Below are 13304 nucleotides of genomic sequence, written 5' to 3'. Positions count from 1 at the left end.
TGGGTCTTCAAGGAAGGTGCCTGATTCGTCCAAAAAACGAAGCACATTCTGCATCAACGCCGGAAGAATCGACGTATGCAAACTCTCGCCCCCACGCCCGCGCTGCTCGGCTTGCGCAACGGTGCCCAGGCTCTGCTCCAGACGCTCGTCGAATGCGGCATCGACACGATCTTCGGCTACCCGGGCGGCGCCGCGCTGCCGCTCTACGACGCGCTGTTCGGCGAGCCGCGCCTGCGCCATGTGCTGGTGCGGCACGAGCAGGCGGCCGTCCATGCGGCCGAGGGCTATGCGCGCAGCACGGGCCGGGTCGGCGTGGTGCTGGTGACCTCGGGGCCCGGCGTGGGCAACACGATCACGGGGCTGCTCGATGCGATCAGCGATTCGGTTCCGCTGCTGTGCATCAGCGGCCAGGTCGCGACTGCGGTGATCGGCACCGATGCCTTCCAGGAGAGCGATGCGTTGGGCATGTCGCGGCCCGTGACCAAGTGGAACCACCAGCTGCGCACGGCCGAGGAGATCCCGTCCCGGGTCCGCCAGGCGCTGGAGATCGCCGCCGGCGGCCGGCCCGGGCCGGTGCTGCTCGACGTGCCCAAGGATGTGCAGCAGGCGCTGCCCGGGAACCACGCTGCCGGGGCCGCGACGGCGCGCCGCCACCGCAGCGGCGCCGATGCCCGGCTGCCGCAGGCCAGCCTGGAGCGCGCGGCCGACCTGCTGTCCACCGCGCGCCGGCCGGTGCTCTACGGCGGCGGCGGCCTGATCAACGCCGGGCCGGTCGCCTGCGAAGCTTTCGCGCGGCTGGCGCGTCTGCTGGACGCACCGTGCACCCTGACGCTGATGGGCCTGGGCGCCTTCCCGGCCTCCGACCCCCGCTTTCTCGGCATGCTGGGGATGCACGGCACGCTGCAGGCCAACCTGGCCATGCACGAGGCCGACCTGGTGCTCTGCGTCGGCGCCCGCTTCGACGACCGCGTGACCGGCAAGCTGGCCGAGTTCTGCCCGCAGGCGCGCAAGATCCACATCGACATCGACCCGGCGAACATCGACAAGGTGGTGAAGGTCGACGTGCCGATGGTCGGCGATTGCGGCGCGGTACTGGAGGCGCTGCTGCGCATGCCGGCGCTCGACGGCCTGGCGCGGGAGCGCCTGGCGCCTTGGTGGAAGCGCATCGAGGGCTGGCGCGCGCGGCGCTGCCTGGACTTCGCCCCGCACGCCGATGCGATCCTGCCGCAACAGCTGATGGCCTCGCTGCAGGAGGCCCTGGCGGGTCGCGACGCGATCGTCTCCACCGACGTGGGCCAGCACCAGATGTGGGCTGCGCAGTACCTGCGCTTCGAGCGCCCGCGCCGCTGGCTGACGTCGGGCGGCGCCGGCACCATGGGCTATGGCCTGCCGGCCGCGATCGGGGCGCAGATCGCGCACCCCGGGGCGCTCACCGTGTGCGTGAGCGGCGATGCCTCGGTGCTGATGAACATCCAGGAGCTCTCCACCGCCATGCAGCACCGCGCGCCGGTGAAGCTGGTGCTCTGCAACAACGGCTACATGGGCATGGTGCGCCAATGGCAGGAGCTCAACCACGGCAACCGGCTGAGCCACAGCTGGAACGAGGCGCTGCCCGACTTCGTCTCGCTGGCGAGGGCCTTCGGCTGGGGCGCGCGACGCGTTGCCGATCCGGCGGAGCTGCCCGATGCGCTGGCCGAATGCCTGGCCGGCAGCGGCCCCTTCTTCCTCGACGTGCAGGTGGCGGCGCAGGAAAACTGCTTTCCCATGATCCCCGCGGGCCAGGGCCACCACCGCGTGATGCTGGCCAAGGACTGCTGGTACGAGGAGGTCTGAGACAGGCTCAGAGCGTTTGCGTGATCGCGAGAAGTCGCCCTCGGCGCCGCTGCGCGCCCCGGCGAGCCGGACGAGGCGCCCGGGCTGAGAATCGCGTCGGCCGTGCGCCGAGCCTTCTTGGCTGCATCGATGCCGACGATCACGCCCGGGCTAGTAGCCGCTCTGCTGGAAGTCCGTGCTTCGCAGGCAGATTTCCGCCCGCGGGTTCTCGCGGTAGCGCGCAGTGGCCAGGGCGTCGATGGAATCGGCGTTACGGTCGTAGGTGCGCACCAGCTCCGATTCGCCGTCGGGCGCGTGGAACCGGGCGTGCAGCGCCTCTTCGTCGATCCTGGCAACGATGCGAGCCCCGTCGTACCCGTCGGGATAGATGGCGAACTGGACGCTGCCGGCTGCGGGAAGAAAGATTGCTTCGGAGGCCATAGGAACTTTGGTATTCGTTATGGCAGTATCGGATTTCTGGGTGCAGCAAAAAATAGGCCTGAAGGCGTATATGCCTTACAGAGCGTGACGTATTTCACATTCGCAGGGCTTGGAGGACGAGCGGGGGCAAAGCCCCTTCGACGCGCCGCCCGAACCAGCGAACTCTCGAGAAGCCGAGGCGCTCGCCCGGTCTCAGTGCTCCGCCAGCATGCCGCGCTCCTCGATGAAGGAGACGACATCGGCCAGTCCATCCTTCGTCTTGAGGTTGGTCATCACGAAGGGCCGCTGCTTGCGCATGCGCTTCGTGTCGGCCTCCATCACGCCCAGGTCGGCACCCACGTAGGGCGCGAGGTCGGTCTTGTTGATCACGAACAGGTCGCTTTTGGTGATGCCGGGGCCGCCCTTGCGCGGGATCTTCTCGCCGGCCGCGACGTCGATCACGTAGATCGTGAGGTCGCTGAGCTCGGGGCTGAAAGTCGCGGCCAGATTGTCTCCGCCGCTCTCGACGAAGACCACGTCCGCATCGGGAAACTCGGCCAGCATGCGGTCGATGGCCTCGAGGTTGATCGAGGCGTCCTCGCGGATCGCGGTGTGCGGGCAGCCGCCGGTCTCCACGCCCATGATGCGCTCGGCCGGCAGCGCGCCGGCCACCGTCAGCAGGCGCTGGTCTTCCTTGGTGTAGATGTCGTTGGTGATGGCGATCAGGTCGTACCTGTCGCGCATGGCCTTGCAGAGCATCTCCAGCAGCGTGGTCTTGCCGGAGCCGACCGGGCCGCCGATGCCCACCCGCAGGGGCGGCAGTCTCTTGGTGCGGTGGGGGATGTGGTGCAGGGCGGAACTCATGATGGTCGTGCCTCGCGACGAGCCGCCTCTGGCGAGGCAAGCGCCCCCTCGGGGCGCAGCGAATGCACGGAGTGATGAGCGTGGAGGTTCATGGGTCTCAGCTTCGGAAAAGGCGCGAGTACTGGGTTTCGTGGCGCGCCGACAGGACGGCGAGCATGGGTGAAAAAGCCTGGCGCTCATCATCCGCCAGCGCGAGGGCCCGGTCCACTGCCGGGGGAATTTCGGCGGCGAGGCGGCCGAGGATGCGCTGCCCGGCGCTCTGGCCGAGCGGCACGGCCTTGACCGCGGCGGCCGCCATGTTCTCCGCCCAGCCGAAGGCGAAGGCCAGGCAGGCGTCGCGCGCGGGCGCCTCGGTGCGGCTGGCGGCGAAGGCGAAGGCGACCGGGTAGCTTGCGGGCAGGGTGTCGAAGATGGCTGCTGCATCGGCGTGCCGCAGCTTGAGCCACTCGACGAAGGAGCGGCCCATCTGCTCGGTCTGCAGTCGGAATTCGGACGATTCGCGGGTCTGGAACACCCAGTCGTTGAGCTCGCGGAGGCGCGCCAGCTCGCCATTGCGCCAGGCGGGGACGGCTTGCGCGACGATGGCCAGGTCGCTGCGTGCGAGGCTCAGGTGCAGTTGGCCGGCCAGCCAGTCGGAGGCGCCTTCCTCGTTGCCGACGCCGGCCCATTCGATGGCCGCCTCCAGGCCTTCCGAGTAGGAGAAGCCGCCCACCGGCAAGGCCGGCGAGGCCAGCCAGATCAGCTGCAGCAGGCTGGCCGCGGGCAGGGCACCCGGCGTGTCAGCCATCAGTGCGAGTGGCCGTGGCCATGCGCATGGTCGTGCGAGTGGCCGTCGTGGCCGTCGCCGTGCGAGTGCGGTGCGGCATAGGCATCCGGATGCAGCACCGGGCCGACCGGCGCGGCGCCGTGCGAATGGCCGCCCTGCATGCCGTAGGCGCCGCCTTCGGGTTCGAAGGCTTCCTCGGCCTCGCGAACGATCAGGTGCATCGAGCGCAGCATGCCGGCCAGCACATGGTCGGGTTCGATCTTCAGGTGGTCGGGCTTGAGTTCGATCGGCACATGCCGGTTGCCCAGGTGGTAGGCCGCACGCATCAGGTCGAAGGGCGTGCCGTGCTCGCTGCAATGCGTGATGACCAGCACCGGCTGCTTCGCCGCGATCACCTTGACGAGCGAGCCGTCTTCCGCCACCAGCACGTCGCCGCCGCGCACCAGCGTGCCGCGCGGCAGGAAGACGCCGAGCTGGCGGCCTTGGGAATCGGTGGCATCGAAGCGGCTTTTCTGGCGCACGTCCCAGTCGAGTTCGACGCTGGCGGCGCGCTTGAGCAGCACCGGCGCGAGGCCGCCGCCCTGGGGCATGAGTTTGTTGGCTGTGAGCATGTCGACTGGTGAAGAATGCGTGCTGAGGCCACCGAGACAATGGTGCTCATCACGAGGGATAAGACGCTGGCTATTTTGCAGTCGACTCAGATCGAGGGCGACGCCGTGGGTTTGACACCTCCTGCAGCGCTGCTTGCGCAGCACAACTGGGCGGTGCTGCGCGCGCTGGCGAAGAGCGACATCAGCGAGTCGCCTAGAACAGAAAGTACCGCTGCGCCATCGGCAACACGACCGCCGGATCGCAAGTGAGCAACTGCCCATCCGCCCGCACCGCATAGGTCTGCGCATCGATCTCCATCTTCGGCGTGCAGGCGTTGTGGACCATGTCCTGCTTGCGTATGCCCCGGATGTTCTTCACCGCGCTCAAGGTCTTGGCCAGTCCGTAGCGCTGTCCGATGTCCGCGGCCAGCCCTGCCTGCGAGACGAAGGTCAGCGAGCTCTTCGCCAGCGAACCGCCGAAGGCCCCGAACATCGGCCGGTAGTGCACCGGCTGCGGCGTCGGGATCGATGCGTTGGGGTCACCCATCGCGGCCATGGCAATCGTGCCCCCCTTGAGGATGGTGAAGGGCTTGACGCCGAAGAAGGCCGGCTTCCACACCACCAGGTCGGCCCACTTGCCGACCTCGATGCTGCCCACCTCGTGCGAGATGCCGTGCGCGATGGCGGGGTTGATCGTGTACTTGGCCACGTAGCGCTTCGCACGCGCGTTGTCGTTGCGGCTGCCGTCCTCGGGAAGCTTGCCGCGCTGGGCCTTCATCTTGTGCGCCGTCTGCCAGCAGCGCAGGATCACCTCGCCCACCCGGCCCATCGCCTGGCTGTCGGAGCTGAACATGCTGATCGCGCCCAGGTCGTGCAGGATGTCCTCGGCCGCGATGGTCTCCTTGCGGATGCGGCTCTCGGCAAAGGCCAGGTCCTCGGGGATGCCGGCGTCCAGGTGGTGGCACACCATCAGCATGTCGACGTGCTCGTCGAGCGTGTTGACGGTGTAGGGCATGGTCGGGTTGGTGGAGGAGGGCAGGAAGTTCGCCTCGCCCACCACGCGCAGGATGTCCGGCGCATGGCCGCCGCCGGCGCCCTCGGTGTGGAAAGCGCAGATGGCGCGGCCCTTCACCGCCGCGATGGTGTTCTCGACGAAGCCCGACTCGTTCAGCGTGTCGCTGTGGATCGCCACCTGCGTGTCGGTCGCGTCCGCCACGTCCAGGCAGTTGCTGATCGCGGCCGGCGTGGTGCCCCAGTCCTCGTGCAGCTTGAGGCCGATCGCGCCGGCCTCGATCTGCTCGCTCAGCGCGGCCGGCAGGCTCGCATTGCCCTTGCCGAGGAAGCCGAGATTCATCGGAAAGGCGTCGGCCGCCTGCAGCATGCGCTCGATGTGCCAGGGGCCCGGCGTCGCGGTGGTTGCGAAAGTGCCGGTGGCCGGGCCGGTGCCGCCGCCCAGCATGGTGGTGACGCCGGAGGCCAGCGCCTCCTCGATCTGCTGCGGGCAGATGAAGTGGATGTGGCTGTCGATGCCGCCCGCGGTGACGATGTTGCCCTCGCAGCTGATGACCTCGGTGCCGGGGCCGATGACGATGTCCAGGCCCGGCTGCACGTCCGGGTTGCCGGCCTTGCCGATCGCCACGATGCGCCCGCCCTTCAGGCCGATGTCGGCCTTGACGATGCCCCAGTGGTCGAGGATCAGCGCGTTGGTCATGACCGTGTCGACCACGCCCTCGGCGCGCGTGCGCTGCGATTGCGCCATGCCGTCGCGGATGGTCTTGCCGCCGCCGAACTTCACCTCCTCGCCGTAGCCGCCGGCGCGCAGGGTGTAGTCCTCCTCGACCTCGATCACCAGGTCGGTGTCGGCCAGCCGCACGCGGTCGCCGACGGTGGGGCCGAAGATTTCGGCGTAGGCACGCCGGCCAATGGTTGCCATGTCCTAGAGCTTTCCTTGAACCAGTCCGCGAAAGCCGTAGACCACCCGGTCGCCGGCGAAATCCACCAGCTCGACCGTGCGCTGCTGCCCCGGCTCGAAGCGCACCGCGGTGCCCGAGGCGATGTTCAGGCGCATGCCGCGTGCCGCCTCGCGGTCGAAGTCCAGCGCGCCGTTGGTCTCGGCGAAGTGGTAGTGGGAGCCGACCTGGATCGGCCGGTCGGCCGCGTTGCGCACGACCAGCGTCAGCGTGCGGCGGCCGGGGTTGAGGGCGTGGTCGCCCTCGTCGGTGATGAGTTCGCCGGGAATGATCATGCGAGGCCGCCGAGCAGGGCGATGCCGAAGATCGCGACGGCCGCGCCGGCGACGCGAGGCATCCAGCGATGTCCATTGCGCAGCGCCCAGCCGATCGCGATGCCCCCTGCATGCAGCAGCACCGTCGCGGCCAGCATGCCGCCCAGCGTCAGCGCGGCGCCCGATTCGCCGGCCAGTTCCTGTCCGTGCGCGACGCCATGGAAGACTGCGAACACGCCGACCAGCGCCGCCGCGGCCACGGCCGGCAGCCGCCGCCGCGTGAAGACCAGCAGCCCCAGCACCAGCAGCGAGGCCGCGATCATGGGCTCCACCGCCGGCAACTGCACGCCCGCCAGGCCCAGCAGGCTGCCGGCCAGCAGCATCAGCGCAAAGCCCAGCGGCGCCCACAGCAGATCGGGCCAGGCGCGGCGCGCGGTGAGCGCGCTCCACAGGCCCACCGCGACCATCGCGGCGAGGTGATCCGGTCCGCTCAGCGGATGCAAGAAGCCGGCGCCCAGGCCGTGGTGCAGGCCGGCATCGGCGCCGGTGTGGGCGGCCGCAGCCAGCGGCAGCGCGGCGATCAGGAGCAGGGGGGCTTGGCGAAGAAGGCGCATGGTCATGGTGTCCTCTTGTTGTTCAAACGATGGGCTGGTGGACCGTGACGAGCTTGGTGCCGTCCGGAAAAGTCGCCTCGACCTGGATGTCCGGAATCATCTCGGCCACACCCTCCATCACGTCGGCGCGCGAGAGGATGCTGCGGCCCTCGCTCATCAGCGCGGCCACGGTCTTGCCGTCGCGCGCGCCTTCCATCACGGCGGCCGAGATCAGCGCCACGGCCTCCGGGTAGTTGAGCTTGAGCCCGCGCGCGCGGCGCCGCTCTGCCAGCAGGGCGGCGGTGAAGATCAGGAGCTTGTCTTTTTCGCGCGGTGTCAGTTCCATGGGCGGTCGGAAGGCTTGATTGGGCGGCCATTATGGGCAGCCCCGATGCATTGCAACAGTCGTGCCGATGGCACGGAACCTGCACCTGGGCGATGTGGACCCGACCGCCGTTCCTCCGCTCGCCAGCGACGAAGCGCCGCAGCGCATCGTCAAGGTCCGGCGCGACTACAACAGCTGGGTGGCGCGCGAGACGCTGGAGGACTACGCGCTGCGCTTCACCCCCCAGCGCTTTCGCCGCATGTCGGAATGGCGCGTGGCCAGCACGGCCTTCGGCGGCGCGGCCTCCTTCCTGATCCTCGAGGCGGTGGGCGCGACGCTGCTGGTGCAGTACGGCTTCGTCAACGCGGCCTGGGCGATCCTGGCCACCGGGCTGATCATCTTCCTGGCCGGCCTGCCCATCAGCGTCTATGCCGCGCGCTACGGCGTGGACATGGACCTGCTCACCCGCGGCGCCGGCTTCGGCTACATCGGCTCCACGCTCACCTCGCTGATCTACGCCTCCTTCACCTTCATCTTCTTCGCGCTCGAGGCCGCGGTGATGGCCTATGCGCTGGAACTGGCGCTCGGCATCCCGCCGGCCTGGGGCTACCTGGTCTGCGCGCTGGTCGTCATTCCGCTGGTCACGCACGGCATCTCGGCCATCAGCCGGCTGCAGGTCTGGACCCAGCCCATCTGGCTGTTGATGCTGGTGGTGCCCTTTGCCTACGTGCTGGTGCGCGATCCTGGTGCGTTCGCAGGCATCGTGCACTACAACGGCCTCAAGCCGGGCCAAATCGGGTTCGACCTGCACCTCTTCGGTGCTGCGCTCACCGTCGGCATCGCGTTGATCACCCAGATGGGTGAGCAGGCCGACTACCTGCGCTTCATGCCGGTCCGCACGGCAGCCAACCGCGGCCGCTGGTGGGCCGGCGTGCTGGCGGGCGGGCCGGGCTGGGTGGTGCTGGGCGTGCTCAAGATGCTGGGCGGGGCGCTGCTCGCCTACCTCGCCATCGGCCACATGGTGCCGCCCGAGCGCGCGGTGGACCCGAACCAGATGTACCTGGCCGCCTACGAGTACGTGTTCCCGCAGTACGGCTGGGCGGTGGCGGCCACGGCGCTGTTCGTGGTGATCTCGCAGCTCAAGATCAACGTCACCAACGCCTATGCCGGCTCGCTGGCCTGGAGCAACTTCTTCTCGCGCGTCACCCACAGCCATCCGGGGCGGGTGGTGTGGGTCGTGTTCAACGCGCTGATCGCCTTCATGCTGATGGAGATGAACGTCTTCGAGGCCCTGGGGGACGTGCTGGGCTTGTACGCCAACATCGCCATCGCCTGGATGATGGCGGTGGTCGCCGACCTCGTGATCAACAAGCCGCTGGGGCTGTCGCCGCCGGGCATCGAGTTCAAGCGCGCGCACCTGTGGGACATCAACCCGGTGGGCGTGGGTGCGATGGCGCTGGCCTCGGTGCTGTCGATCAGCGCGCACCTGGGCGCCTTCGGCCGGACGGCGCAGGCCTTCTCGGCGCTGATCGCGCTCGGCACGGCCTTCGTCGCCGCGCCGCTGATCGCCTGGGCCACGCGGGGCAAGTACTACATCGCGCGGGTCTCCGACCCCGCTCGCCCCGCGCTCGTCGAAGGAGTGGCGCGGGGCTTCGACCTCGGTCCGAACGGTTCAAAGGACCACAGGCGCCAAGTGCGCTGGGCGCGGGTCGAATCGGAAGCCGGCAGCTATCGGCGCCTGAGCACCCAGCGCTGCGTGATCTGCGAGCGCGACTACGAAGGCCCCGACATGGCGCACTGCCCCGCCTACCAGGGCGCGATCTGCTCGCTGTGCTGCACGCTGGACGCGCGCTGCGGCGACTTGTGCAAGCCCGAGGCGAGCCTGTCGGCGCAATGGTCGGGGACCTTGCGCTGGCTGCTGCCGCGCCGCGTCTGGCCTTATCTGGATACCGGGCTCGGCCATTTCCTGCTGATGATGCTGATCGTGGTGCCCCTGCTGGCCGCGGTCTTCGGCGTGCTCTACCAGCAGGAGCTGCGCGGCATCGGCGAGAGCGCGCTGGCCGACATGGCGCAGGCCACCGCCTCGCTGCGCTCCGCCTTCCTCAAGGCCTACATGTCCTTGCTGCTGATCGCCGGCATCGTCGCCTGGTGGCTGGTGCTGGCGCACCAGAGCCGCAAGGTGGCGCAGGAGGAATCGAACCGGCAGACGCGTTTGCTGATGCGCGAGATCGAGCTGCACCGCCAGACCGACCGCGCCCTGCAGGCGGCCAAGCAGACGGCCGATCAGGCCCGCGAGCAGGCGGACCAGGCCAACCAGGCCAAGAGCCGCTACATCAGCGCCATCAGCCACGAGCTGCGCACGCCGCTCAACAGCATCCTCGGCTATGCCCAGCTGATGGGCGAGGACGCGGCCGTGCCGCCGCACCGGCGGCAGGCGGTGGCGGTGATCAAGCGCGGCGGCGAGCACCTGCTGTCGCTGATCGAGGGCACGCTGGACATTGCCCACATCGAGGCCGGCAAGCTCACGCTGCATGCCCGGCCCATGCAGTTCGCCGAGCTCATGACCGAGCTGGCAGACATGTTCGAGCTGCAGGCCGCCGAGAAGGGGCTGGCCTTCCGCTTCGAGCCCGAAGGCGACCTGCCCGAGCTGGTGCGGGCCGACGAGAAGCGCGTGCGGCAGATCCTCATCAACCTGCTGGGCAACGCGATCAAGTTCACCGCCAGCGGGCGCGTCACGCTGCGCCTGCGCTATGCGCGCGAGTTCGCGGCCATCGAGGTCGAGGACACGGGCCCGGGCATGTCGTCCGACGAGCTCGGGCGCATCTTCGAACCCTTCGCGCGCGGCGCGAGCGCGGGCCCGTCGGCGCCGGGCGCGGGCCTGGGCCTGACCATCGCGAAGATGCTGATCGACCTGATGGGCGGCGAGATGAAGGTGCAGAGCGCGCCGGGTGCCGGCTCGCTGTTCCGCGTGCGCCTGTTCCTGCCGCGCGTGCACCAGACTCCCGGCGCGGGCATCCGGCGCGTCGCCGCCGCGCCCACGCCGCGCCTGCGTCGCGGCTACGAGGGCCCGCGCCGGCGCCTGCTGGTGGTCGACAACGAGGAGGCCGACCGCGAGCTGCTCGTCCAGCTGCTGGCACCCCTGGGCTTCGAGCTGCGCACCGCCGCCAGCGGCCACGATGCGCTCGACCTGGTCGCGGCCGGCTGGCATCCGCATGCGATGTTCGTCGACCTCGCGATGCCCGGCATCGACGGCTGGGAGACCATCCGCCGGGCCCGCGCGCTCGGCCTCGCCGAGGCGCAGGTCGCGATCGTCTCGGCCAACGCCTTCGACAAGCGGCTGGACAACGACGTCGGCATCGCGCCCGAGGACTTCTTCGTCAAGCCCGTGCGCCACAGCGAATTGCTCGACTGGCTGGAGCGCCGACTGGCCCTGCGCTGGTCCGACGGCGCCGCCGTCGCGCAGCCGGCCCCGGCCGGGCCCGCCGGCGCGGTGCCCGAGGCCGCGCGCCTGCGCACGCTCGTCGACGCGGTGGGCCTGGGATACTTCCGCGGCATCATGAACGAGCTCGATGCCATCGACGCCGCCCAGCCCGAGTGCGCGGCCTGGACTGCCGCGCAGCGGACGCTGGCGCGCCAGTTCCAGTTCGAGGCCATGAGCCGCGCGTTGGCCGCAGCGGAAAGCGGAGCGCCCGAATGAGCCGGGCGACCCCGCCGCCCCTGGTCCAGAGCCTGCGCGAGCACGCCGGCACCGGCGACCTGGTGCTGATCGTCGACGACGTGCCCGACAACCTCGCCGTGCTGCACGATGCGCTGGACGAATCCGGCTACGCCGTGCTGGTCGCCACCAGCGGCGAGCAGGCGCTGCAGCGCGTGACCCAGGCCCGGCCCGACATCGTGCTGCTCGACGCGATGATGCCGGGCATCGACGGCTTCGAAGTGGCGCGCCGGCTCAAGGCCGATGCCGCGACGGCGCACATCCCGATCGTCTTCATGACCGGGCTCACCGAGACCGAGCACCTGGTGGCGGCACTGGACGCGGGCGGCGTCGACTACGTCACCAAGCCGATCAAGCCCAAAGAAGTGCTGGCGCGCATGAACGTGCACCTGCAGGGCGCGCGCCGCGCGCGGCAGGCGGCGCAGCAGGCCGGCCAGGCGCGCAGTGCGCTCGATGCCTTCGGCTACGCGAGCTTCACCGTGCGCATGCCCGAGGGCCGGCTGATCTGGCAGACCGCGCTGGCGCGCGAGCTGCTGCAGCGCTACTGCGCCAGCAGCGCGCCGGCCACGCCGCCGGCGGTGCTGGAGTGGCTGCATCGGCACCTGCCCGATGCACGGCAGCGCCAGATCGAGCCGCCCGTGCTCGCCATCGCGCACGGCGCCGCGACGCTCAACCTGCGCCTGCACCAGCAGACCGGCCAGGACGAGGGGGGCGACGACTGGCTGATCGTCATGCGCGAAGTCTCCGACTCGGCGGTGATCGAGGCGATGAGCCTGAGCCTGAAGCTCACCGCCCGCGAAGCCGAGGTGCTCTACTGGGTGGTCAAGGGCAAGACCAACCGGGACATCGGCGAGATCCTCGGCAGCAGCCCGGCCACGGCCAAGAAGCACCTGGAGCGTGTGTACGTGAAGCTGGGCGTCGAGACCCGGACCGCAGCCGCCGGCGTGGCGATCAAGCGCATCCGCGAGCTGCAGCCGCAGTTCGAGCTGTGAGGGTCTGTGCGCGGATGAACTGACACGGCCCGCTCCTAGAATCCGCGGCCATGATCCGACGCGCACTGGCAGTCCTGTTGTGGCTGGCCGCGGTTTCCGCCCAGGCGGGCGGCCATTTCGATGTGGACGACGCGGGCACGCTCGATCCGGGCCGGTGCCAGTACGAGCTCTGGGCCACCCGCGTGCGCAGCGAGGACGCCACCTTGTGGCACCTCGGGCCCGCCTGTCGCGTCGGGCCGGTCGAGCTGGGGCTGAACATCGATCGCATCTCGGTGCCCGGCGACACGGTGCACGTGCTCGGGCCGCAGCTCAAGTGGACATTCTTCGGCCAGGAGCCCGAGGCGCGCTGGAGCGCGGCCGTCTCGACGGGCTTCGCTTCCCAGCTGCCACGGCGCGGCGGGCGCACCGGCGGGCAGTTCGTCGTTCCGGTGACCTGGCGCGCGACCGGCAGCCTGAGGGTCCATGCCAACCTGGGCGCCGACTGGGCCATCGGCAGCGGCACGCGCACCGGGCGCGGCGGCCTGGCCGGGGAGTGGGCGCTGAACGACACGGTTTCGCTGATCGCGGAACGCAACCGCGCCTTCGGTTCCTGGACCTCGCGCTTCGGCGCGCGCGTCAGCATCACGCCGCTGATCAGCATCGACCTCAGCGCCGCGCGCACCGGATCGGGCGGCGTGCGCAGCTTCTCGGTCGGGTTGAATCACGAGTTCGGGCGGTGAAGCTGCCGCGACCGCAACCCTGGGGGTTCGATGGCAAGGCGGCAGGCCCCGACCATCTGTCCAGGCTGGCCAGCGCATGCATTTCGTTGGGCTGTCTCACAGTCACAGCACAGCATTTCAAAGTGATCAACAGGCTCGCGGAGCACGGCTTCTTCAACGCCGGCGGCGTGCTGATCGGCACCCACGCCTTCATCGCGATGGGGAACATGCTGGGGGTGCGGGCATCTTTTCGCAGATTCCTCGATCTACGCAGGACCGCACGAAGACGCCGCCAAGTGCTCGCC

12 protein-coding genes and 1 pseudogene are annotated in these 13304 nt (G+C 69.7%); 5 read left to right on the top strand and 8 right to left on the bottom strand.

What is annotated here, in order from left to right; genetic code table 11:
• The first annotated feature begins 75 nt into the window (after positions 1-75).
• A complete protein-coding gene (gene ilvB, locus AC3A6Y_RS27575) occupies positions 76-1833 on the top strand; it encodes a biosynthetic-type acetolactate synthase large subunit (RefSeq protein ID WP_487871433.1) in 1758 nt (585 codons plus the stop codon).
• Between the two features lie 150 nt (positions 1834-1983).
• On the opposite strand, the gene AC3A6Y_RS27570 is transcribed toward ilvB, so the two are convergent.
• From AC3A6Y_RS27570 to AC3A6Y_RS27535, 8 genes are all read right to left on the bottom strand, one after another.
• Positions 1984-2253 carry a hypothetical protein gene (locus tag AC3A6Y_RS27570; protein ID WP_487871432.1) on the bottom strand — a complete coding sequence of 90 codons (270 nt, stop codon included), beginning with the start codon at positions 2251-2253 and terminating at the stop codon, positions 1984-1986.
• A 192-nt stretch (positions 2254-2445) separates the two neighbouring features.
• Positions 2446-3096, bottom strand: a complete 651-nt coding sequence (gene ureG, locus AC3A6Y_RS27565) for an urease accessory protein UreG (protein WP_487871431.1) — start codon at positions 3094-3096, stop codon at positions 2446-2448.
• A gap of 97 nt (positions 3097-3193) precedes the next feature.
• A complete protein-coding gene (locus AC3A6Y_RS27560; RefSeq protein WP_487871430.1) occupies positions 3194-3883 on the bottom strand; it encodes an urease accessory protein UreF in 690 nt (229 codons plus the stop codon).
• A complete protein-coding gene (ureE, locus tag AC3A6Y_RS27555) occupies positions 3883-4473 on the bottom strand; it encodes an urease accessory protein UreE (RefSeq protein WP_487871429.1) in 591 nt (196 codons plus the stop codon). Before ureE ends, AC3A6Y_RS27560 begins: the two co-directional genes overlap by 1 nt.
• A 193-nt stretch (positions 4474-4666) precedes the next feature.
• Entirely contained in the window at positions 4667-6385 is a 1719-nt protein-coding gene (ureC, locus tag AC3A6Y_RS27550; RefSeq protein ID WP_487871428.1) for an urease subunit alpha, read from the bottom strand.
• 3 nt (positions 6386-6388) lie between these two features.
• Positions 6389-6694 (bottom strand): urease subunit beta, encoded by a 306-nt coding sequence (locus tag AC3A6Y_RS27545; protein WP_077003384.1) that lies wholly within the window; start codon positions 6692-6694, stop codon positions 6389-6391.
• The gene (locus AC3A6Y_RS27540) at positions 6694-7290 is read right to left on the bottom strand and encodes a HupE/UreJ family protein (RefSeq protein WP_487871588.1); all 597 of its coding nucleotides are present in this window, start codon (positions 7288-7290) and stop codon (positions 6694-6696) included. Before AC3A6Y_RS27540 ends, AC3A6Y_RS27545 begins: the two co-directional genes overlap by 1 nt.
• 22 nt (positions 7291-7312) lie before the next feature.
• Positions 7313-7615, bottom strand: coding sequence for an urease subunit gamma (locus tag AC3A6Y_RS27535; RefSeq protein WP_068681614.1), 303 nt, complete (start codon positions 7613-7615; stop codon positions 7313-7315).
• Between the two features lie 67 nt (positions 7616-7682).
• Here AC3A6Y_RS27535 and AC3A6Y_RS27530 point away from each other — a divergent pair, with 67 nt between their 5' ends.
• The 4 genes and pseudogenes from AC3A6Y_RS27530 to AC3A6Y_RS27515 all read left to right on the top strand — a co-directional run.
• Positions 7683-11291, top strand: a complete 3609-nt coding sequence (locus AC3A6Y_RS27530) for a hybrid sensor histidine kinase/response regulator (protein WP_487871427.1) — start codon at positions 7683-7685, stop codon at positions 11289-11291.
• Complete coding sequence (locus AC3A6Y_RS27525) at positions 11288-12301, top strand: response regulator (protein WP_487871426.1); 1014 nt, start codon at positions 11288-11290, stop codon at positions 12299-12301. The genes AC3A6Y_RS27530 and AC3A6Y_RS27525 overlap by 4 nt, the downstream gene beginning before the upstream one ends.
• A 50-nt stretch (positions 12302-12351) precedes the next feature.
• Positions 12352-13020 carry a hypothetical protein gene (locus AC3A6Y_RS27520; RefSeq protein ID WP_487871425.1) on the top strand — a complete coding sequence of 223 codons (669 nt, stop codon included), beginning with the start codon at positions 12352-12354 and terminating at the stop codon, positions 13018-13020.
• Positions 13017-13232: pseudogene (locus tag AC3A6Y_RS27515) on the top strand (hypothetical protein); the annotation flags it as partial. The gene AC3A6Y_RS27520 and the pseudogene AC3A6Y_RS27515, both read left to right, overlap by 4 nt.
• Between the last annotated feature and the right edge of the window lie 72 nt (positions 13233-13304).

This window comes from Variovorax sp. Soil_C_17, from assembly GCF_057657265.1.
Note: the sequence above shows the minus strand (reverse complement) of the source record. Positions and strands in the feature narration are given on the sequence as shown.